This is a genomic window from Pseudomonas sp. NUPR-002 (genome assembly GCF_056322725.1).
In genome coordinates this window covers 6,089,893-6,110,023 of sequence record NZ_CM150476.1, presented here as the reverse complement: position 1 = coordinate 6,110,023, position 20,131 = coordinate 6,089,893, and the positions used below count along the sequence as shown (strand labels likewise).

At 61.4% G+C, this 20,131-nt stretch carries 19 protein-coding genes; 10 read left to right on the top strand and 9 right to left on the bottom strand.

What is annotated here, in order from left to right:
- Positions 1-13: 13 nt before the first annotated feature.
- Positions 14-1,444 (bottom strand): aminotransferase-like domain-containing protein, encoded by a 1,431-nt coding sequence (locus ACVWSC_RS28150; RefSeq protein WP_442110789.1) that lies wholly within the window; start codon positions 1,442-1,444, stop codon positions 14-16.
- Between the two features lie 177 nt (positions 1,445-1,621).
- On the opposite strand from ACVWSC_RS28150, the gene ACVWSC_RS28145 reads away from it, so the two are divergent.
- Positions 1,622-1,852 (top strand): DUF1127 domain-containing protein, encoded by a 231-nt coding sequence (locus ACVWSC_RS28145; protein WP_442110787.1) that lies wholly within the window; start codon positions 1,622-1,624, stop codon positions 1,850-1,852.
- 119 nt (positions 1,853-1,971) lie between these two features.
- Here ACVWSC_RS28145 and ACVWSC_RS28140 read toward each other — a convergent pair whose 3' ends face one another.
- Positions 1,972-3,276, bottom strand: coding sequence for an NAD(P)/FAD-dependent oxidoreductase (locus tag ACVWSC_RS28140; RefSeq protein ID WP_442110785.1), 1,305 nt, complete (start codon positions 3,274-3,276; stop codon positions 1,972-1,974).
- A 115-nt stretch (positions 3,277-3,391) separates the two neighbouring features.
- Between ACVWSC_RS28140 and ACVWSC_RS28135 the strand changes: the two genes are divergently transcribed.
- Complete coding sequence (locus ACVWSC_RS28135; RefSeq protein WP_442110783.1) at positions 3,392-3,745, top strand: YkgJ family cysteine cluster protein; 354 nt, start codon at positions 3,392-3,394, stop codon at positions 3,743-3,745.
- A gap of 3 nt (positions 3,746-3,748) precedes the next feature.
- On the opposite strand, the gene ACVWSC_RS28130 is transcribed toward ACVWSC_RS28135, so the two are convergent.
- Entirely contained in the window at positions 3,749-4,237 is a 489-nt protein-coding gene (locus ACVWSC_RS28130) for an Lrp/AsnC ligand binding domain-containing protein (protein WP_431742253.1), read from the bottom strand.
- A 156-nt stretch (positions 4,238-4,393) separates the two neighbouring features.
- Here ACVWSC_RS28130 and dadA point away from each other — a divergent pair, with 156 nt between their 5' ends.
- The 6 genes from dadA (at position 4,394) to ACVWSC_RS28100 (ending at position 10,443) form a co-directional block, all read left to right on the top strand.
- The gene (gene dadA / locus ACVWSC_RS28125; protein ID WP_442110781.1) at positions 4,394-5,695 is read left to right on the top strand and encodes a D-amino acid dehydrogenase; all 1,302 of its coding nucleotides are present in this window, start codon (positions 4,394-4,396) and stop codon (positions 5,693-5,695) included.
- The gene (locus tag ACVWSC_RS28120; protein ID WP_133213831.1) at positions 5,667-6,020 is read left to right on the top strand and encodes a RidA family protein; all 354 of its coding nucleotides are present in this window, start codon (positions 5,667-5,669) and stop codon (positions 6,018-6,020) included. The genes dadA and ACVWSC_RS28120 overlap by 29 nt, the downstream gene beginning before the upstream one ends.
- 94 nt (positions 6,021-6,114) lie before the next feature.
- Positions 6,115-7,188 carry an alanine racemase gene (gene alr, locus ACVWSC_RS28115; protein ID WP_442110779.1) on the top strand — a complete coding sequence of 358 codons (1,074 nt, stop codon included), beginning with the start codon at positions 6,115-6,117 and terminating at the stop codon, positions 7,186-7,188.
- 108 nt (positions 7,189-7,296) lie between these two features.
- A complete protein-coding gene (locus ACVWSC_RS28110; protein ID WP_028942437.1) occupies positions 7,297-7,845 on the top strand; it encodes a cupin domain-containing protein in 549 nt (182 codons plus the stop codon).
- A 140-nt stretch (positions 7,846-7,985) separates the two neighbouring features.
- Positions 7,986-8,408: a c-type cytochrome gene (locus ACVWSC_RS28105; RefSeq protein ID WP_442110776.1), complete on the top strand. Its 423-nt coding sequence runs from the start codon at positions 7,986-7,988 to the stop codon at positions 8,406-8,408.
- A gap of 178 nt (positions 8,409-8,586) precedes the next feature.
- Entirely contained in the window at positions 8,587-10,443 is a 1,857-nt protein-coding gene (locus tag ACVWSC_RS28100; protein ID WP_442114393.1) for an acetyl-CoA hydrolase/transferase C-terminal domain-containing protein, read from the top strand.
- Between the two features lie 60 nt (positions 10,444-10,503).
- Here the strand turns inward: ACVWSC_RS28100 and xpt are convergent, their stop codons facing one another.
- The gene (xpt, locus tag ACVWSC_RS28095) at positions 10,504-11,076 is read right to left on the bottom strand and encodes a xanthine phosphoribosyltransferase (protein ID WP_028689919.1); all 573 of its coding nucleotides are present in this window, start codon (positions 11,074-11,076) and stop codon (positions 10,504-10,506) included.
- A gap of 63 nt (positions 11,077-11,139) precedes the next feature.
- Complete coding sequence (gene rep, locus ACVWSC_RS28090; RefSeq protein ID WP_442110774.1) at positions 11,140-13,149, bottom strand: DNA helicase Rep; 2,010 nt, start codon at positions 13,147-13,149, stop codon at positions 11,140-11,142.
- Positions 13,150-13,414: 265 nt separating this feature from the next.
- Between rep and ACVWSC_RS28085 the strand changes: the two genes are divergently transcribed.
- A complete protein-coding gene (locus ACVWSC_RS28085; RefSeq protein WP_442110772.1) occupies positions 13,415-15,079 on the top strand; it encodes a putative bifunctional diguanylate cyclase/phosphodiesterase in 1,665 nt (554 codons plus the stop codon).
- 68 nt (positions 15,080-15,147) lie between these two features.
- Here ACVWSC_RS28085 and ACVWSC_RS28080 read toward each other — a convergent pair whose 3' ends face one another.
- Together ACVWSC_RS28080 and ACVWSC_RS28075 are read right to left on the bottom strand one after the other, a co-directional pair.
- Positions 15,148-16,539: a NorM family multidrug efflux MATE transporter gene (locus ACVWSC_RS28080; RefSeq protein ID WP_442110770.1), complete on the bottom strand. Its 1,392-nt coding sequence runs from the start codon at positions 16,537-16,539 to the stop codon at positions 15,148-15,150.
- Positions 16,517-16,696 (bottom strand): hypothetical protein, encoded by a 180-nt coding sequence (locus ACVWSC_RS28075; RefSeq protein ID WP_442110768.1) that lies wholly within the window; start codon positions 16,694-16,696, stop codon positions 16,517-16,519. Before ACVWSC_RS28075 ends, ACVWSC_RS28080 begins: the two co-directional genes overlap by 23 nt.
- Here ACVWSC_RS28075 and ACVWSC_RS28070 point away from each other — a divergent pair.
- A complete protein-coding gene (locus ACVWSC_RS28070; RefSeq protein ID WP_442110766.1) occupies positions 16,695-17,615 on the top strand; it encodes a LysR substrate-binding domain-containing protein in 921 nt (306 codons plus the stop codon). The genes ACVWSC_RS28075 and ACVWSC_RS28070 overlap by 2 nt on opposite strands.
- A gap of 103 nt (positions 17,616-17,718) precedes the next feature.
- Here the strand turns inward: ACVWSC_RS28070 and hglS are convergent, their stop codons facing one another.
- Together hglS and ACVWSC_RS28060 are read right to left on the bottom strand one after the other, a co-directional pair.
- Positions 17,719-19,116: a 2-oxoadipate dioxygenase/decarboxylase HglS gene (hglS, locus tag ACVWSC_RS28065; protein ID WP_442110764.1), complete on the bottom strand. Its 1,398-nt coding sequence runs from the start codon at positions 19,114-19,116 to the stop codon at positions 17,719-17,721.
- Positions 19,117-19,216: 100 nt separating this feature from the next.
- Positions 19,217-20,107: a LysR family transcriptional regulator gene (locus ACVWSC_RS28060; RefSeq protein WP_442110762.1), complete on the bottom strand. Its 891-nt coding sequence runs from the start codon at positions 20,105-20,107 to the stop codon at positions 19,217-19,219.
- Positions 20,108-20,131: the final 24 nt, after the last annotated feature.

Genomic DNA, 20,131 nt, shown 5'->3' with positions numbered 1-20,131 from the left:
CGGCGGCGGAACGTTACCCGTCACGCTCGGCTTCGGCCAGTAGACGAATGGCGGTTTCACCCACCTTGCGTACCGCTGCTTCGATCTCGGCAGTGGGGCGGACGGCGAAATTCATTCGTAGGCAATTACGGTATTTGCCCGAGGCAGAAAAAATACTGCCTACGGCAATCTGAACGCCTTGCCCAAGTAAAGCCCGGTTCAGCCGAAGGGTGTCGAAACTTTCCGGCAATTCTATCCACAGCATGAAACCACCCTGTGGCCTGCTGGCGCGAGTGCCCGGCGGAAAGTAGCGGGTGACCCAGTCGCTCATCTGGTCGCGGCCACGTTGATACTGGCTACGCATGCGGCGCATATGCGGCTGATAGTGGCCGCCCTCGATAAAGTCGGCGATGGCCAGTTGCGGTTGCGTCGCGGTGCAGCCGGTGCTGATGTATTTCATGTGCAGCACCCGCTCCAGATAGCGGCCGGGGGCGACCCAGCCGATCCGCAGGCCCGGTGCCAGGGTTTTGGAGAACGAGCTGCAAAGCAGGACACGGCCGTCTTCGTCGAACGACTTGATGGTGCGTGGGCGCGGGTAGGTGTAAGCCAGGTCGCCATACACGTCGTCTTCAAGGATTGCCACGTCGAAGCGTTGGGCCAGGTGCAACAAGGCCTTTTTGCGCGCCTCCGGCATGATGTAGCCCAGCGGGTTGTTGCAGCTTGGGGTGACCTGGATGAGCTTGATCGGCCACTGCTCCAGGGCCAGCTCCAGGGCTTCGAGGCTGATGCCGGTGATCGGGTCGGTGGGAATCTCCAGGGCTTTCATGCCCAGGCCCTTGAGGGTCTGCATGGCGCCGTGAAAGCTCGGCGACTCCACCGCAACGATGTCGCCGGGCTGGCACACCGCGCGGATACTGGCCGACAGCGCCTCGTGGCAGCCGGTGGTGACCACCAGATCAGCCGGGTCGAGGCTGCAGCCAGAGTCGAGCAGCAGGCGAGCGATCTGCTCGCGCAGGGCCAGGGTGCCGGAAATGGTGTCGTAGTAGAGCCCGGGCATGTCCTGGCGTCGGCTCAGCTGGGCGAGGCTGCGCAGCAGCGGCTTGAGGGTCGGGCTGTCGATGTCGGGCATGCCGCGGCCCAACTGCACCACATCCTTTCTTGGCACGCTACGGACCAGCTCGATGACCTGTTCCCATTGGGAAATTTCCACAGGCCGCTGCGCCGGTCGGCTGACAGCAGGCAGGGCCGGCAAGCTACGGTCGCTGGGTACGAAGTAGCCTGACTTGGGCCGTGGTGCGGCCAGGCCATTGTCTTCCAGCAGGCGATAGGCCTGCTGTACGGTACTCAGGCTGACGCCATGTTCCACGCTCAGCGCGCGTACCGACGGCAAGCGGTCGCCGGGGCGATACAGGCCTTGTTCGATGCGGGCGCTGAGCAGCTCGGCCAGGTTGACGTAGAGGGTCATGGCGTACTCCTGAAGCAGGCGTTGACTGGTGAGCAATACAGATGGCGAAAAAATACAGCATTCAGTGGGAAATTTGCCAATTCTGTATGGGAATAATAGCCGTGCTTTGGATCTGTAATGCTTTTCCTCAGACGCGCAAGCTTAGTCCACGGTACTACCAGCCGGAGGAGTCGAGTCATGAGCGGTATGAGCGATGTGCGTCTGAAATTGCACGCGGAGGAACTGAGCCGTGGGCGCGAATTGAAGTTGTTCGATGTTCCGCAAGGGTTCGGGCGCTGGAGGCTCATGCTGCACCGTTGGCACAGCCGTCGCATGCTGCTTGAGCTGACGCCCGAGCAACTGCGCGATATTGGCCTGACGGCAGAGCAGGCACGCCACGAAGGGCTCAAGCCCTTCTGGCGCAGTTGACCGGTGGGAACAACTGTCTTGCACCACCTGTAGGAGCGGGCTTGCCCCGCGATCGCGGTTTGTCTGACACACCACGATCGCGGGGCAAGTCGGGTCGCCGCACCGCCGCTCCTACAGGTTCATACCAGTTCTTTGAGGCGGTGCCAGAGCATGCCCAGGGCCAACAGCGGCGAGCGCAGGTGTTTGCCGCCAGGGAAGGTGATATGCGGCACTTTGGCGAACAGGTCGAAGCGCCCGCTGTGCTGACCGCTGATGGCCTCACCGAGCAGCTTGCCCGCCAGGTGGGTCGCGTTGAGCCCATGGCCGGAGTAAGCCTGGGCAAAGTAGACATTGGGCTGCGCGGCCAGGCGTCCAATTTGCGGCAGCCGATTGGCGCCGATGCCGATCATGCCGCCCCACTGGTAATCGATGCGCACGTTGGCCAGCTGCGGGAATACCTTGAGCATCTTCGGCCGCATGTACCCGGCAATATCCTGTGGATCGCGCCCGGAGTAATGGCAGGCACCGCCGAACAGCAGGCGGCGGTCGGCAGACAGGCGGTAGTAATCAAGGGCAACGCGTTGGTCGCAGACCGCCATGTTCTGCGGCAACAATTCGTGCGCCTGCGCTTCGCTCAAAGGTTCGGTGGCAATGATGTAGCTGCCCGCAGGCAGTACTTTGCCGCCCAGCTCACTGTTGAGGTTGTTCAAGTAGGCATTGCAGCCCAGCACCAGCGTGCTGGCTTTGACCGAGCCCTGCGCCGTGTGTACACGCACTTGCGCGCCATACTCGATACGGGTGACCGCAGATTGTTCGAACAGGCGCACGCCCAGCGCGCTGGCCACCGCAGCCTCGCCCAAGGCCAGGTTCAGCGGGTGCAGGTGCCCCGAGCCCATGTCGATCAGGCCGCCCACATAGCGGTCTGAACCGACCACCGTGCGAATCTGTTCGGGTTGCACCAGGCGCAGTTCGTGGCGGTAGCCCAGGCCGCGCAGTTCTTCGGCGTCTTCAGCGAAGCCTTGCAGGTCTTTGGCTTTGTTGGCCAGGTCGCAGTAGCCCCAGGTCAGGTCGCAACTAATGGCGTGGCGTTCGATGCGTTGGCGGACGATGTCCACCGCTTCCAGGCCCATCAGCTTCAAGGTGCGCACGCCGTCGCTGCCGAGCACCGAGGTGAACTGGTCCAGGCCGTGGCCAACGCCGCGAATCAGCTGGCCACCATTGCGCCCGCTGGCGCCCCAGCCAATTTTGCGGGCTTCGAGCAGCACCACATTGAAGCCGCGCTCGGCCAGTTCGATCGCTGTGTTCAGCCCGGAAAAGCCGCCGCCCACCACGCACACATCGCAGCTCAACTCGCCCTGCAACGGCGGATACTCCGGCTGAGGCAGGCTGCTGGCAGCATAGTAGGAAGCGACATGAGAAGCGGGTGATTGCACAGCGGCGCTCATGGGTGAGTCCTGATGTTAAGTGTTTGGAAAAATTGACGCAGGATAAGCTGCACTTTCGACGCTGGGCAACCATGGGGCAAAATAGCGTCTTCCCCTTTCTGCACCGCAGGCCGTTATGAGTTGCAACAGTCACAAGATCCGTTTCCTGCGCGATCAGATCCCGTCGTTCGAGTGCGTTCCCGGCTGTCACGATTGCTGTGGGCCGGTCACCACCTCTTCGCAGGAAATGGCCCGACTACCCCGCAAAAGTGCCGCCGAGCAGGACGCCGCCCTGGCCGAGCTGAACTGTGTGCACCTCGGGCCAGACGGCTGCACGGTGTACGAAGAGCGGCCGCTGATCTGTCGGCTGTTCGGTACCACGCCGCGCCTGCCGTGCCCGAATGGTCGCGGCCCGGCGCAAATGATCGATCCCCAGGCCGAGAAGCTGGTGCACCAGTACATCGCCAGCACCCGCCAGGTGCTGGTCTGAGCCTTACTCCGGAATCGGCAGGTTGAGGCTCTCTTTAACCTCTTCCATGACGATGTAGCTCTTCGACTCGCGCACGTGCGGCAACTTCAGCAGGATGTCGCCGAGCAGCTTGCGGTACGAGGCCATCTCGGAAATACGTGCCTTGACCAGATAGTCGAAGTCGCCGGAAACCAGGTGGCATTCCAGTACGTGGGGCAGCTTCAGCACCGCGCGGCGGAACTCTTCGAAGGTGTCTCCCGACTTGTAGTCCAGGCTGATCTCAACGAACACCAGCAGGCTGCCTTTCAGATGCTGTGGGTTGAGCCGGGCGTTGTAGCCCATGATGATCCCTTCGCGCTCAAGACGCCGGACCCGCTCGGTGCACGGCGTGGTCGACAAGCCGACTTTCTCGCCCAGTTCAGTAAACGAGATCCGCCCATCTGCCTGCAGGATCCGTAGGATGTTGCGGTCAATCTTATCCAGTTCACGCTTGCTTTGATGCTGGGTTCTCATAGTGGATGCCCCTCCGTAAAAGCGCAGTTTGCCGAGAATTCTCGCCAAATATAGGCTTTTATACAGTGAAATGCACTGGTCATACCTTCCTATACTGCGCCCATCTACGCCATTAACAACAAATGTCAGCGGTACGCTGCGTCGAGGGTAATAAACATGCGAGTTCTGGTACTTGGTAGCGGTGTGATCGGAACCGCCAGTGCCTACTATTTGGCACGGCAGGGTTTTGAAGTCGTCGTGGTCGACCGCCAACCGGCCGTGGCCATGGAAACCAGCTTTGCCAACGCCGGCCAGGTCTCGCCTGGTTACGCTTCGCCGTGGGCTGCGCCAGGTGTGCCGCTCAAGGCCATCAAGTGGTTGCTGGAGCGCCATGCGCCTCTGGCCATCAAGGCCACCGCTGATATCGATCAGTACCTGTGGATGGCGCAAATGCTGCGCAACTGCACCGCCAACCGTTACGCGGTGAACAAAGAGCGCATGGTGCGTCTGTCTGAGTACAGCCGCGACTGCCTCGACGAGCTGCGTGCCGAAACCGGTATTGCCTACGAAGGCCGCACCCTGGGTACCACGCAACTGTTCCGCACCCAGGCGCAACTGGATAACGCTGCCAAGGACATCGCCGTCCTCGAACAGTCTGGCGTGCCCTACGAATTGCTCGACCGCGAAGGCATCGCCCGCGTTGAGCCGGCACTGGCCAATGTCACCGATATTCTCGCCGGCGCCCTGCGTCTGCCAAACGACCAGACCGGCGACTGCCAGATGTTCACCACCCGCCTGGCGGAAATGGCAATCAAGCTCGGTGTCGAATTCCGCTTCGGTCAGGACATTCAGCGCCTGGACTACGCCGGTGACCGCATCAATGGCGTGTGGATCGATGGCAAGCTGGAAACCGCAGACCGTTATGTGCTGGCGCTGGGCAGCTACTCGCCACAACTGCTCAAGCCGTTGGGCATCAAAGCCCCGGTGTATCCGCTGAAGGGCTACTCGCTGACCGTGCCGATCACTGACCCGGCCATGGCTCCAACGTCGACCATTCTGGATGAAACTTACAAGGTCGCGATCACCCGTTTCGACAACCGCATCCGTGTTGGCGGTATGGCTGAAATCGCCGGTTTTGACCTGTCGCTGAACCCGCGTCGGCGTGAAACGCTGGAGATGATCGTCAACGATCTTTATCCTCGTGGCGGCGACCTGACCCAGGCCAGCTTCTGGACCGGTCTGCGTCCAACCACCCCGGACGGTACGCCGATCGTCGGTGCTACGCCGTTCCGTAACCTGTTCCTGAACACCGGTCACGGTACGCTGGGCTGGACCATGGCCTGCGGTTCCGGGCGTTTGCTGGCTGACCTGATCGCCCGCAAAAAGCCACAGATCAGTGCCGAAGGCCTGGATATCTCTCGTTACGGCAATCAGAAGGAGTCTGCAAAACATGTCAGTCCAGCGCCAGCTCACCAATGAGCGCATGAGCCAGATCGTCACCCACAACGGCACCGTCTACCTGGCGGGCCAAGTGGGCGACGACATGAATGCCGGGATTGAACAACAGACCCGTGAAACCCTGGCCAACATCGAACGCCTGCTGGACCTGGCGGGCACCGACAAGAGCCGTCTGCTCTCGGTGACCATCTACCTGAAGGACATCGATGCGCACTTCCAGGGCATGAACAGTGTCTGGGACAGCTGGCTGCCCAAAGGTGTCGCGCCTGCTCGCGCCACCGTTGAAGCCAAGCTGTGCGAGCCGGAAATCCTGGTAGAGCTGTCAGTGGTCGCTGCACTGCCGTAACCGTAATCCCTCACCCGGTGCCACTGGCGGCCTACACGCGGCCTTTGTGCACCGGGTTTTTTACTCTAACCAGACTGCCCAGAAGGCTGCCGTCATGCGTCCTGCCCGTGCCCTGATCGATCTACAAGCGCTGCGTCACAACTATCAACTTGCCCGCGAACTGACCGGTGCCAAAGCCCTGGCCGTGATCAAGGCCGATGCCTATGGTCATGGCGCGGTGCGCTGTGCACTGGCCCTGGAGCAGCAAGCCGACGGTTTTGCCGTAGCCTGTATCGAAGAGGCGTTGGAGTTGCGTGCAGCAGGGATCAAGGCACCGGTGCTGTTGCTCGAAGGCTTTTTCGAAGCCAGTGAGCTGGAACTGATCACCCAGCATGACCTGTGGTGTGTGGTGCATTCGCTGTGGCAGCTTGAAGCCATCGAGCAAGCTCACCTGAGCAAGCCGATCACCGTGTGGCTGAAACTCGACTCGGGCATGCACCGGGTTGGTTTGCATGCCAAGGACTATCAGGCGGCTTATCAGCGTCTGCTGGCCAGCGGCAAGGTCGCGCGCATTGTGCTGATGAGCCACTTTGCCCGCGCCGACGAACTCGACAGTGGTGCCAGCAATGAGCAGTTGGCAGTGTTCCAGGCCGCACGTCAGGGCCTGAGCGCCGAAGTCAGCCTGCGCAACTCGCCGGCCGTGCTCGGTTGGCCGAACATGCCCAGCGACTGGGTACGCCCAGGCCTGATGCTCTACGGCGCCACGCCGTTTGAAGTGCCGCAGGCCGAAGCTGCTCGCCTGCAACCGGTGATGACCGTGCAATCGCGGGTGATCAGCGTACGCGAGCTACCTGCCGGTGAGCCGGTGGGCTATGGCGCCAAGTTCATCAGCCCACGGCCGACTCGGGTTGGCGTGGTGGCCATGGGGTATGCCGACGGTTATCCACGTCAGGCGCCTAACGGCACACCAGTGCTGGTGGCGGGCAAGCGCACGCAATTAATCGGCCGGGTATCGATGGACATGCTGTGCATCGACCTCACCGATGTACCGGAAGCCGGCGTCGGCAGCCCGGTGGAGTTGTGGGGCAAAAACGTGCTGGCCAGCGAGCTGGCTATGCACGCAGGCAACATTCCCTACCAGATTTTCTGCAACCTCAAGCGCGTGCCGCTGGACTATATCGGCGATTGAGGCGCCAAAGCGGACAGGCTGCGGGTCGAAGTGTTGTAAATACTGAACGCTGTTGCGATGATATCGTTCAATTTCGACCCCACTCGTTCGTTTAGGAGGGCTCCAGCTTTGGACGTCGGTGAACGACTGCAAGCCATTCGCAAGCTCAAGGGCCTGTCCCAGCGTGAACTCGCCAAACGTGCGGGCGTCACTAACAGCACAATCTCGATGATCGAGAAGAACAGCGTCAGCCCTTCGATAAGCTCGTTGCGTAAAGTGCTGGGCGGTATTCCGATGTCCATGGTCGAGTTCTTCTCTGAAGAACTGCAGCCGGAAAACCCCACGCAGATCGTCTACAAGGCTCACGAGCTGATCGACATCTCCGACGGTGCGGTGACCATGAAGCTGGTCGGCAAGGCGCACCCGAGCCGGGCCATCGCTTTTCTCAATGAGGTCTACCCACCGGGCGCCGATACCGGTGAAGAGATGCTCACCCACGACGGTGAAGAAACCGGCATCCTCCTTGAAGGTCGCCTGGAACTGGTCGTCGGGCTGGAAACTTTTATCCTCGAAGCGGGCGACAGCTACTATTTTGAAAGTACCAAGCCGCACCGTTTCCGTAATCCGTACGATGAGCCGGCCCGGCTGATCAGTGCGGCGACCCCGGCGAACTTCTAAGGCACAGGCACGCGGCGGATTGTCGCGGCTAAGACCCTTTGGACACTAGGGTTGTTTCGGTATGGCAGGGTTCCCGTTATACTTGCGCCGCCTGCGAAACCGTGGCCGCGGGCGTGACTAGCCACCATGAGGGTGTACGCGTGAATCTAATCAAGAAAATGCTGGCCGTACCAGCTGCCGTATTGGCCCTTTGGGCAGTCAGCGCACAAGCTGCGACCAACGACGACATCGCCAAGCGACTGGAACCGGTTGGCCAGGTGTGTGTGCAGGGTCAGGAATGCAAGGGTATGGAAGTTGCCGTCTCCGCCGGTGGCGGTGGTGCCAAGACCCCGGACGAAATCATCGCCAAGCACTGCAATGCTTGCCACGGTAGCGGCCTGCTGGGCGCGCCGAAGATCGGCGACACTGCAGCCTGGAAAGAACGTGCCGACCACCAGGGTGGTCTGGACGGTATCCTGGCCAAGGCCATTACCGGCCTCAACGCCATGCCGCCGAAAGGCACCTGTGCCGATTGCTCGGATGACGACCTGATGGGCGCCATCAAGAAGATGTCTGGCCTGTAAGGCTCGCGCTTCTCCAACAAAGCCCGCCCTGTGCGGGCTTTGTTGTTTTAAGGTGGGAGCGGCGGTGCGGCGACCCGACTTGCCCCGCGATAGAGGTGTGTCAGGTATGCCGCTATCGCGGGGCAAGCCCGCTCCCACAGAAGGTGCATGAAAGCTACTCCAACCGGAGGTGCAGATGATGGATCGATGCTCGATCGAACAGGCCGTTGATGAGGTGCTGGCGCGGTTACCGGCACATATCCACATGGGGCTGCCGTTGGGGTTGGGTAAGCCCAATGCGTTTGTGAACGCGCTGTATGCACGCGTACGCCAGCTGCCAGAACGGCGCCTGACCCTCTATACCGCGCTGAGCCTTGGCCGCCCCGACCTCGGCGAAGGCCTGCAGCGACGCTTTCTGCAGCCGTTCCTTGAGCGTGTCTTCGCTGACTATGAAGAACTCGACTATCTGGCGGATCTGCGCAACGACTGCCTGCCCGACAATATCCGTGTCGAACAGTTCTTCATGCAGCCGGGCAGCCTGCTGCACAGTGCCACTGCCCAGCAGGACTATGTCAGCAGCAACTACAGCCACGCCGCCCGGGATATCAACAGCAAAGGCCTGAACCTGGTGGCGCAACTGGTGGCGCAAGACCCGCAGCGCCCGAACCATCTGAGTTTGAGCTGCAATCCAGACATCACCCTCGACCTGTTGCCGATGATCGAGCGCCGCCGCGCTGCTGGGGAAACCATCCTGCTGCTGGGCCAGGTACATGCTGAACTGCCCTACATGCCCGGCAGCGCCGAGTTGCCTCGCCAGGACTTCGACCTGTTGATCGATACCGTCGAGCAACGCCGCCTGTTCTCGACGCCGAACATGCCGGTGACCACCCAGGATCACTTCATTGGCCTGCACGCCAGCACCCTGGTGCGCGACGGCGGCACCTTGCAGATCGGCATTGGCGCCATGGGTGATGCCCTCACTGCAGCGCTGCTGGCCCGGCACTCTGACAACCCGGCGTATCAGGCACTGCTCGCAGATGTAGACCTGCAGCCCTGGCAGCAATTGATCGCCCACGAAGGCGGTACCGAGCCCTTTGTCCACGGGTTGTATGGCTGTAGCGAAATGCTCGTCAACGGCCTGCTGGCGTTGCTGGAGGCGGGCATCATCCGGCGCTCGGTCGAGGGTGGCGTGTTGGTGCACGGCGGCTTCTTCCTCGGCCCTCAGGCGTTTTACCAGCGCTTGCGCGACATGCCGCTGGAACGGCGCAAATGCATCGATATGCGCGCTATCAGCTACATCAACGAGCTGTACGGCGAAGAAGCGCTCAAGCGCTCGCAGCGCCGCGATGCGCGCTTTATCAACACTGCGTTCACGATGACCCTGATGGGCGCGGGTGTTGCCGACCAGTTGGCCAACGGGCAGGTGCTCAGTGGGGTTGGCGGCCAATACAACTTCGTGGCCCAGGGCCATGCCCTGGAAGGTGCGCGTTCGATTTTGCTGGTGCGTAGCTGGCGTGAATCGGGCGGCGAGGTCAGCTCCAATCTGGTGTGGAACTACGGGCACTGCACCATCCCCCGGCACCTTCGCGATGTCGTGGTCACCGAGTACGGCATTGCTGACCTGCGCGGGCAGACCGATGCCGAATGCATTCGGCGCTTGCTGGCCGTCAGCGACTCGCGCTTCCAGCCCGAGCTGATCGCCCAGGCGCAGCAGGCGGGCAAGTTACCCAGCGACTTTGCCCTGGAGCCACGCTTCACCGACAACACTCCGCAACGCTTGCAGCGTATACGCGATGCGCATGCAGGTTTGTTCCCGGAGTATCCGCTGGGCAGTGACTTTACTGACGAAGAGCGTGATTTGTTGCGGGCGTTGAACTGGCTCAAGAGCAAGTTCAAGTTGAGCGAGGTGCTGGAATTGGGCAAGGCGGCACTGGATGCTCCGGCACCCGAGGCTTATCCACAGCAGTTGATGCGGATGGGGTTGGCGCAGCCGCAGGGGCTGAAAGAGGAGCTGTATCAGCGGTTATTGCTGGCGGGGTTGCGAGCGACCGCTTGATCGCGGGGCAAGCCCGCTCCTACACAGTGTAGGAGCGGGCTTGCCCCGCGATAAATGTGCTTACTCGATGAAAGTAACCACACCACCTTCCAGCGACTTCACCCGAGCCAGCGATTCAACGCGGTAGCCCTGGCTGTCCAGCTCGGCACGGCCGCCCTGGAACGACTTCTCGATCACGATACCCAGACCGGCAACGGTAGCGCCGGCCTGCTTGATGATCGAGATCAGCGCCTGGGAGGCTTTGCCGTTGGCCAGGAAGTCGTCGATTACCAGCACGCGGTCGCTGCTGTTGAGGTGGCGCGGGGAAATCGCCACGGTGTTTTCGGTCTGTTTGGTGAAGGAGTACACCGAAGCGGTCAGCAGGTTCTCAGTCAGGGTCAGCGACTGGTGCTTGCGCGCGAAAATCACCGGTACACCGAGCTTCAGGCCAGTCATCACGGCCGGGGCAATGCCCGAGGCTTCGATGGTGACGATCTTGGTGACGCCGGAGTCGGCGAACAGACGGGCGAACTCGTCGCCAATCAGTTGCATCAGCGCAGGGTCGATCTGATGGTTGAGAAACGCATCGACTTTGAGAACCTGATCGGAAAGCACGATGCCTTCTTCGCGAATCTTCTGGTGCAGTGCTTCCACTGTGGTATTTCCTCGATGTAGCAAGAGTGGCCACGGCAGTACGCCGCAGCAAAGGTTGATTATCTAACGTTTAAGCATGGCGCGGATATCGGCCAGTGCATTATTGCCACGCGCCGCCTTCACTTCGACGGGCGCATCGTCCAGGCCTTCCCAGGCCAGGTCATCATCGGGCAGTTCGTCAAGGAAGCGGCTCGGCGCGCAATCGATGATCTCGCCGTACTGCTTGCGCTTGGCTGCATAGGTGAAGGCCAGGGTCTGGCGAGCGCGGGTAATACCCACGTAGGCCAGGCGCCGTTCTTCTTCGATGGTGTCGGCTTCGATGCTGGAACGGTGGGGAAGGATCTCTTCCTCCATGCCGATGATGAACACGTAGGGGAATTCCAGGCCCTTGGAGGCGTGCAGGGTCATCATCTGCACACCCTCGGCACCGTCTTCTTCCTCTTGCTGGCGCTCGAGCATGTCGCGCAGCACCAGCTTACCGATGGCTTCCTCGATGGTCATCTCACCGTCTTCGTCCTTCTCCAGCGTGTTTTTCAACGCCTCGATCAGGAACCAGACGTTGCTCATGCGAAAGTCCGCCGCCTTGTCGCTGGAGCTGTTGGTGCGAATCCAGTTCTCGTAGTCGATGTCCATGATCATGCTGCGCAGCGCAGCAATTGGATCTTCCAGGGCAACCTGCTCGCGGACCTTGTCCATCCAGCGCTTGAAGCGTTCAAGGCGGTCGGTGAAGCGGCTGTCCAGGTGCTCGCGCAGGCCCAGCTCTTCGCTGGCGGCGTACATCGAGATCTTGCGCTCGGTGGCGTAGTTGCCCAGCTTTTCCAGGGTGGTCGAGCCGATTTCCCGGCGTGGCACGTTGATCACCCGCAGGTAGGCGTTGTCGTCGTCCGGGTTCACCAGCAGGCGGAAGTAGGCCATCAGGTCTTTCACTTCCTGGCGGCCGAAGAAGCTGTTGCCGCCATTCATGCGGTACGGCACCTGGTGGTGCTGCAGCTTCAGCTCCATCAACTTGGCCTGGTAGTTGCCGCGGTAGAGGATCGCGAAATCGCTATAGGGGCGGTCGGTGCGCAGGTGCAGGCTGAGGATCTCCATCGCCACCCGCTCGCATTCGGCATCTTCATTCTTGCAACGGATCACACGGATCTCGTCGCCGTGGCCCATTTCACTCCACAGCTGTTTCTCGAAGGCATGCGGGTTGTTGGCGATCAGCACGTTGGCGCAGCGCAGGATACGGCTGGTGGAGCGGTAGTTCTGCTCGAGCATCACCACCTTCAGCGAGGGGTAATCGTCTTTGAGCAGCATCAGGTTTTCCGGCCGCGCGCCCCGCCAGGCGTAGATCGACTGGTCGTCGTCGCCCACCACGGTGAACTGATTGCGCGTGCCGATCAGCATCTTCACCAGCAGGTATTGGCTGGCGTTGGTGTCCTGGTATTCGTCTACCAGCAGGTAGCGCACACGGTTCTGCCACTTTTCGAGAATGTCGGCGTGTTCTTCGAAGAGTTTTACCGGCTGTAGGATCAGGTCGTCGAAGTCCACCGCATTGAACGCCCGCAGGGTGCGCTGGTAGTGCGAGTAAACGATCGCAGCCATCTGCTCCTTGGGGTTGCGGGCCTTCTCCAGCGCCTCGGGCGGCAGGATCAGGTCGTTCTTCCAGGCGCCGATCATGTTCTTGATCTCGTCGACGCCGTCGTCGCCCGAGTATTCCTTCTGCATGATGTCGGTCATCAGGGCTTTGACGTCGGTTTCGTCAAAGATCGAGAAGCCTGGTTTGTAGCCCAGCCGTGCATGCTCCTTGCGGATGATGTTCAGGCCCAGGTTGTGGAAGGTCGACACGGTCAGGCCGCGCCCTTCGCCTTTGCGCAGCAGGGTACCGACCCGTTCTTTCATCTCCCGCGCGGCCTTGTTGGTGAAGGTCATGGCCACGATGTACTGCGCACGGATGCCGCAGTTCTGGATCAAGTGCGCGATTTTGCGGGTAATCACGCTGGTCTTGCCGGAACCTGCACCGGCGAGCACCAAAAGAGGGCCGCCGACGTAATTCACGGCTTCTTGTTGCCGAGGGTTGAGTCGGGACATGACAAAAACCGGGGTCGCTAGAAAAATAGCCGCGCATTTTAGCAGGGGTAGAGAATTTCTGCCGCGACCGTCTGACAGTGTGACGTACCACTCGATCTAATATTTGCCGCTTTCGTTACTTTCCCGCAGGATGCGTGGCGAAACATGCGGGATGTCGGCAATGGAGTGGCTCGACTTTAAGTGAAAATCATTTTCATTAATGGTTTAGGATGAGCCTCTCGCTGCCCATTGTCATCTGACGGTGCCCACATCCTAAGGAGCCAGCTTGTCTACGCCTGCCGAACCCTTGCGTTTGCTTTTGCTGGCAGATGAACCCGCGTGGGCTGCCGTCTTGCGTGATTGCCTGACGCCGCTGGCGGGCAGCGTGGTAATGCTGACCGCGCCAAATTGGGAAGCGGTAGACAGCCTGTTTGCCAATGACCGCAATGCCTTGGTGCTGGCGACCCCGCCATTGCAGCCAGCGCCTGGCCGCTGCATGTTGCCGATGGTGTTGTTGCTGGAGCACGAACCGCAGCTTCCACCGCCGGGCGTCAGCGACTGGCTGGTACTTGATCAACTGGGCCCCGATACCCTGCGCCGCTGCCTGCGCCATGTGCGTGAGCGCGGGGTGCTGGAAGCAACCCTGCAGCGTCTGGCCGAACAGGACCCGTTGACCGGTATTGCCAACCGCCAGGGTTTTCAGACCCTGCTGGCTGCGCGCCTGGCCGACAACGAAGGGCGCGGCGTGGCCCTTGGGCACCTTGATCTGGACAACTTTCGCCGTGCCAACGATGCGCTTGGTCATCAGGCAGGTGACCGCCTGATTCTGCAGGTGGTCGGGCGCCTGAAAAGCCAGCTCGAAGCGGGCGATCAAGTGGCCCGCCTGGGCAGCGATGAATTTGCCCTGCTGATTGACACCCGCCGTGAGCCACAGCGTGCCGAGTGGATGGCCGAACGCATTACCGAGGCGCTGGCCGAGCCGTACTGGGTGGATGGCGAGAGCCTGTTGATTGGTTGCAGCCTGGGCGTTGCCCATGCCCGCGCACAAGGTGGCGCCGACCCCTTGATGTGGCATGCGCATATCGCCATGCAACAGGCCAAGGGCACGCAAGGCTGCACCTTTCATATCTTCAACGAGCGTATCAACCGCAACGCGCGCAGCCTGGCCGACTTGGAAAGCGAACTGCGTCGCGCCTTGCGCCGTGACGAACTGGAACTGCACTACCAGCCGCGGCTGGACATGGCCGACGGGCACATCGTCGGCTTGGAAGCGCTGGTGCGCTGGCGCCATGCTGAACGAGGCTTGCTGCCGCCCAGCGAGTTTGTACCGCTTGCCGAGCAGAGCGGCTTGATTGTGCCCTTGGGCTACTGGGTGATTTCCCGTGCCCTGCGCGATATGCAGGCGCTGCGTGAACAGGGCCTGGCGCCGTTGCACATGGCGGTGAACCTGTCGTTTCGCCAGTTCCAGGACAGCCAGCTGTTGAGCACCCTGAGCCGCCTGATTATCGAGCATGGCGTTGATGCGCGCTGGCTGGAATTCGAGCTTACCGAGACGGCGGTGATGCGCCGTAATGACCTGGTCGAGCAGACCATGGATGCGCTCGGGCGTCTGGGTGTGCGCTTTTCCCTCGATGACTTTGGCACCGGTTTTTCTTCCTTCGTGCACCTGAACAGCCTGCCGATCACCTTGCTCAAGGTCGACCGCAGCTTTGTCGGCGGCATGGAAAAGCGCGAAGAGAACCGCAAGCTGGTGCACGCCATGATCAACCTGGCGCACAACCTTAACCTTGAGGTGGTGGCTGAAGGTGTGGAAACCCCGGAGCAGATGGACCTGTTGCGCAGCTTCAACTGTGACCAGGTGCAGGGATTTCTGATCAGCCGGCCGTTGCCGATTGATGAGCTGATGACATTTTTGTTGAGTGGTTCGGCGCGTCAGGTGGCGGCTTTGTAATAACGCATCGCGGGGCAAGCCCGCTCCCACCGGCTGTGTGGGAGCGGGCTTGCCCCGCGATCGAACCCTCAAACCACCGAAGCAGCAGCCTTATTCACCTTACCCAACCCACCCAACAAACGCTTCATCCGCCACTCGAACGCCAGCGTCAGGCTCACCGCCGCACACGCCAGGCCCAGTGCCAGCCCCCACCACACGCCTACCGCACCCATACCTAAGGTAAAGGCCAGCAACCACGCGGCCGGAGCGCCGATCACCCAATAGCAGAACAAGCCGACCAGGAAAGTGGTCTTGGCATCTTTAAGGCCGCGAATCGAACCCATGGCGATGGTTTGCACACCGTCAAACAGCTCGAACCAGGCGGCAACCATCAGCAGACTCACCGCCAACTGGATGATGTCGGCAAAGGCCGGGTCGCCGTGGTCGAGGAACAGGCCCACCAGTGGATCGGGCAGCAGCCAGAACAGAATGGCGAACATCAGCATCATCGCTGCGCCAAACCCGATACCGACGCGGCCAGCATGGCGTGCGCCGAGCAGGTTGTCGGCCCCGTAATACAGGCCTACGCGCATGGTCACGGCATACGACAAGCCGGCCGGGATCATGAACGCCGTGGAGACAATCTGCAGGGCGATTTGATGAGCCGCCAGCTCGGTGCTGCCCAATACGCCCATGCACAGCGCAGCAAAGGCAAACAGCCCGACCTCTACGGTGTAGGTGCCGCCAATCGGTAGGCCCAGGCGCCACAACTCGCGCAAGGCCGGCCAGGACGGGCGGCTCAAACCCTTGCTGATCGGGTAGGGCACATAAGCCGGGTGCCAGCGGATGTACAGGGCCATGGCCACGGCCATGCAGTTGGCAACGATGGCGGTCACCAGGCCGATACCCACCAGGCCCAATTTCGGCAGGCCGAACATGCCTTCGATCAACGCGTAGTTGAGCAGGAAGTTGGCCACGGTCCCCACCAGGCTGATCACCATCACCGGCGTTGAACGGCCAATGGCGCTGGTAAAGCCGCGCAGGGCCATGAAGCTCAGGTAGCCGGGCAGGGCAAGTGGCAGCAGCAGCAAAAACTGCGCGGCGGCTTCAACGTTGTTCGGGCTCTGACCGAGCAGCAACAACACCGGCTCCAGGTTCCACAACACCAGCGCCGCGACCAGGGCCATGGCCCAGGCCAGCCATAGCCCGGCTTGCGTCAGGCGGGTGGCGCCGGCGATGTCACCGGCCCCCTTGCGAATGGCGACCAACGTGCCGACCGCAGCAATTACCCCCAGGCAGAAAATCGACACGAACGAATAACTCGCCGCACCCAGACCACCGCCGGCCAGGGCCTGAGGGCTGATACGCGCCATCATCAGAGTGTCGGTCAGCACCATCAGCATGTGCGCCAGCTGCGAGGCGATCAGCGGACCGGCCAGGCGCAACAGGGCCTTGAGTTCATGAGTGGGTGCAGCCTGCATTGGATCGTCCTTTTTGACGCGGTATTAGGGAAAGCCTGAAATTCTCATCCTTTGTGCGGTTATTCGCAAAAGGATAAAAACGATCGGTGGCATGATTAAAACTCATGCCGGTATGATCCAATGCATTGTTCTGAAGCGCTGTGGAGGATTCGCTCATGTCCCGTCGTTTGCCGCCGTTGTATGCCTTACGTGCGTTCGAGGCGGCTGCCCGGCACAGCTCCTTCACCCGCGCCGGGGATGAGTTATCGATCACCCAGAGCGCGGTCAGCCGCCATATCCGCACCCTGGAAGAGCACTTCGCCTGTCGCTTGTTCGTGCGTAATGGCCGCAGCCTGCAGCTGAGCGAAGCTGCGCGGTTGTTGCTGCCGGGCGTGCGTGAAGGCTTTGCGGCGCTGGAGCGTGCCTGCAATACCTTGCGCAGCGAAGACGACATCCTGCGCATGAAAGCGCCTTCAACCCTGACCATGCGCTGGTTGCTGGCGCGTCTGAGCCGCTTTCGTCACCTGCAGCCGGGTAACGAAGTGCAACTGACCAGCGCCTGGATGGACGTCGATCATGTTGACTTCAACCATGAGCCGTTCGACTGCGCGGTGTTGTTGGGCGACGGTCACTTTCCGCCTGATTGGGAAGTGGCACGCTTGTTTTCAGAATTGCTGATCCCGGTGGGGGCGCCCGACTTGCTGGCCGAAGGGCCTTGGGACGTCAAGCGCCTGGCCGGTATCGAACTGCTGCACCCCACACCCGACAAGCGTGACTGGCGCAGTTGGCTGGCGCGCATGGGGTTGACCGACAAGGTCTCGCTCAAGGGTGGCCAGGTGTTCGACACCCTGGAACTGGGCATGATCGCTGCCGCGCGGGGTTACGGAGTGTCGATGGGTGATTTGCTGATGGTGGCCGAAGACGTTGCGCAAGGGCGCTTGAGCCTGCCCTGGCCAACAGCAGTGGCCAGTGGTCTGGACTATTACCTGGTGTGGCCGAAAACCCGTCCGGGCGGTGAGCGACTGCGGCGCCTGAGTGACTTCCTGCAGGGCGAGGCCGATGCCATGGACTTGCCCAAGGTGGAAGTGCTCACCTGACCCTGTGGGGCAACTGTCTTGCACCACCTGTAGGAGCGGGCTTGCCCCGCGATTACGGTGTGTCAGCCAAATCGCATCGCGGGGCAAGCCCGCTCCTACAGGGTTAGAGGCTGGGCAAATCCAGGGCCTGGGCGCAGGCCTGTAGTGAGCGCTGCTGGCTCTGGGCATAGAGCGCCAACTCATCCTGCACCGGCATGCCCAGCGCCTGTTCAAAGGCATCTCGGTTGGCATTGCTGCCGTATTCGCTCTGGGCATCGTCACCCAGGTTGGACTGGAAAATCCCGGCAGCGCTGACCGGCAGGAAGTCTTCGTACACCAGCGCTTCGAAATGCACATGCCCGGCGTCGATCAGGCCCTGCAGCGAGGTCGGGCGCTCTGCATCACCGCGTGCCGCCAGGCCGCGTTCGGTGGCGAAGTAACGGAAATACGCCAGGCCTTGTTCGCGCATCTGCGCAAGGTCATCCGGAAAGGCCTGGAAGCTGTCGCTCAGCAGGCGCATGTAACGCTCGGCATTGGCTTCGGCCGGTACTCCGCCCAAGGCATCGCGGGCAGCATCGAGCAGTTGGTCATACAGCTGGCGGCCCTTGGGCGTCAGCGCTGCGCCACGTTGTTCTATCTCACCGAAGCGCGCCGTGTGGCTGCCACCGGCAGTGCCCTGTTGATCACTGAACACGACCTTTTCCTGCAGGGCCTTGAAGCTGGTCTGGCGCAGCAGGATCGGGCAACGGCGCGGCGGCGGGCCTTCGATCACCGCCTTGGGCGGAATGCCTTTGGCCGGCATACCCAGCTGGATCGCATCGATATCCAGGGTGCGCGGCGTCAGGTGGTTGATGTGCGGGCCTTTGAAGGCCACCACGTCGGCAATCAGGCGATGCTGGTCATGCAGTTGTTGATACTGCTCGGCGGTGACCGTAGCGTCGTGGTGCCAGCGGAAGGTGTGCAAGGCCTCATCAACGAACGTGCGGGCATCGTCGGCGTTAAGGCCGCCTTCGCGCTCGAACTGTTGGATCAGTTGCAGGGCGCGCGGGGTAAAGATCTGGCGCTTGGCGAGGATCTGCCGGGACAGTTCGCGCAGGGCCGGGTTGTCGATCAACTCCAGGCGCAACAGTGAGGTGAAGACCCGGAACGGACTGATATGCAGCGACTGTTCATGCACCGCACGAAATGCCGTGGAGTGCACCGGCACACCCGCCGAACTGAGGTCGTAATAACCCACCGGCTGCATGCCCATTACCGCGAACAAGCGGGCGATGGTCGCCAGCTCTTCAGCGCTGCCGACGCGAATCGCGCCGTGACGCTCGTGGTCCAGACGCTCGATTTCACCGGTCCAGCGCAGGGCTTGGGCCACTTCTGGCTGCTCGGCCATGACCTGCTGGTTGACCTCGCTCACCAGCGACAGCAGGGTGCCGTACAACGGCACCTCTTGCTTGTACATGAGCGACATGGCGGCGGAGAACTGCGCGCGAATGCTGTCCGGGCTGACGAAATCTTGAGCGGGCATCGAAAGCTTCCTGGTGAGTGGGCACCCCTACATGAAAGCGAGGAATGCACTGCGGCGGCAAGCGAAAAAAAGTCGATGAGTCATTCCGTAGATTCTTGATCTACACGGCCAACTCGGCAGCGATCCAGTCTACCAGTGCGCGCACCTTGGGGACTTCTGCCGCGTGCTCGGCAAAGGCCAGGAAGTGTGAGCCGTTGCTGCGCATGCTGTGCTGCCACGGCACGATCAACTTGCCTTCGGCCAGTTCCTCAGCCACCAGATAGCGCGGCACCAAGGCCACACCGCAGCCAGACTGGGCGGCACTGAGGCTCATATAAAACGTGTCGAAGCGTGGCCCGTGGTAGCTGTGGGCCGAATGTAAGCCTTGCTCAAGGAACCACTCATGCCAGGCCTCAGGGCGCGCGGTGCTTTGCAGCAGCACCAGTTCGGACAGCTCGCTGGCGTCGCTCAGGGTGCGGCCTTGCATCAGCTCCGGGGCGCAGACCGGCACCACCTCTTCACCGAACAGCTCGATGCAGGTAGCGCCCGGCCAGGTGCCCTGGCCGAAGAAAAACACCACATCAGCCTTGCCCTGCAACAAGGCGAACGGCTCCATTTCGTTACGGATATCCAAGTGGATATTCGGATGGCGCTTGCCGAAGCCTTTAAGGTGCGGAATCAGCCAGCGCACGCCAAAACTCGGTTGGGTAGCTACCGTCAGTACTTCGGTTTGCTCGCCATAGGAGAGGATGTAGCGGCTGGACATATCGACCTGGGTGAGGATCTTGTTGACCTCGGCCAGGTACAGCGCGCCTGCTGGCGTCAGTTGCAGGCGACGGCGGATGCGCAGGAACAGGTGATGACGCAGCATCTCTTCAAGTTGCGCAACCTGCTTGCTCACCGCACTTTGGGTCAGGTGCAGTTCCTCGGCGGCGCGAGTGAAGCTCAAGTGTCGCGCAGCAGCCTCGAAACACTGCAGGGCGGCCATCGATGGCACCAAGCGTTTGGACATTGCAGTCTCTAAGCAGGTAGATCA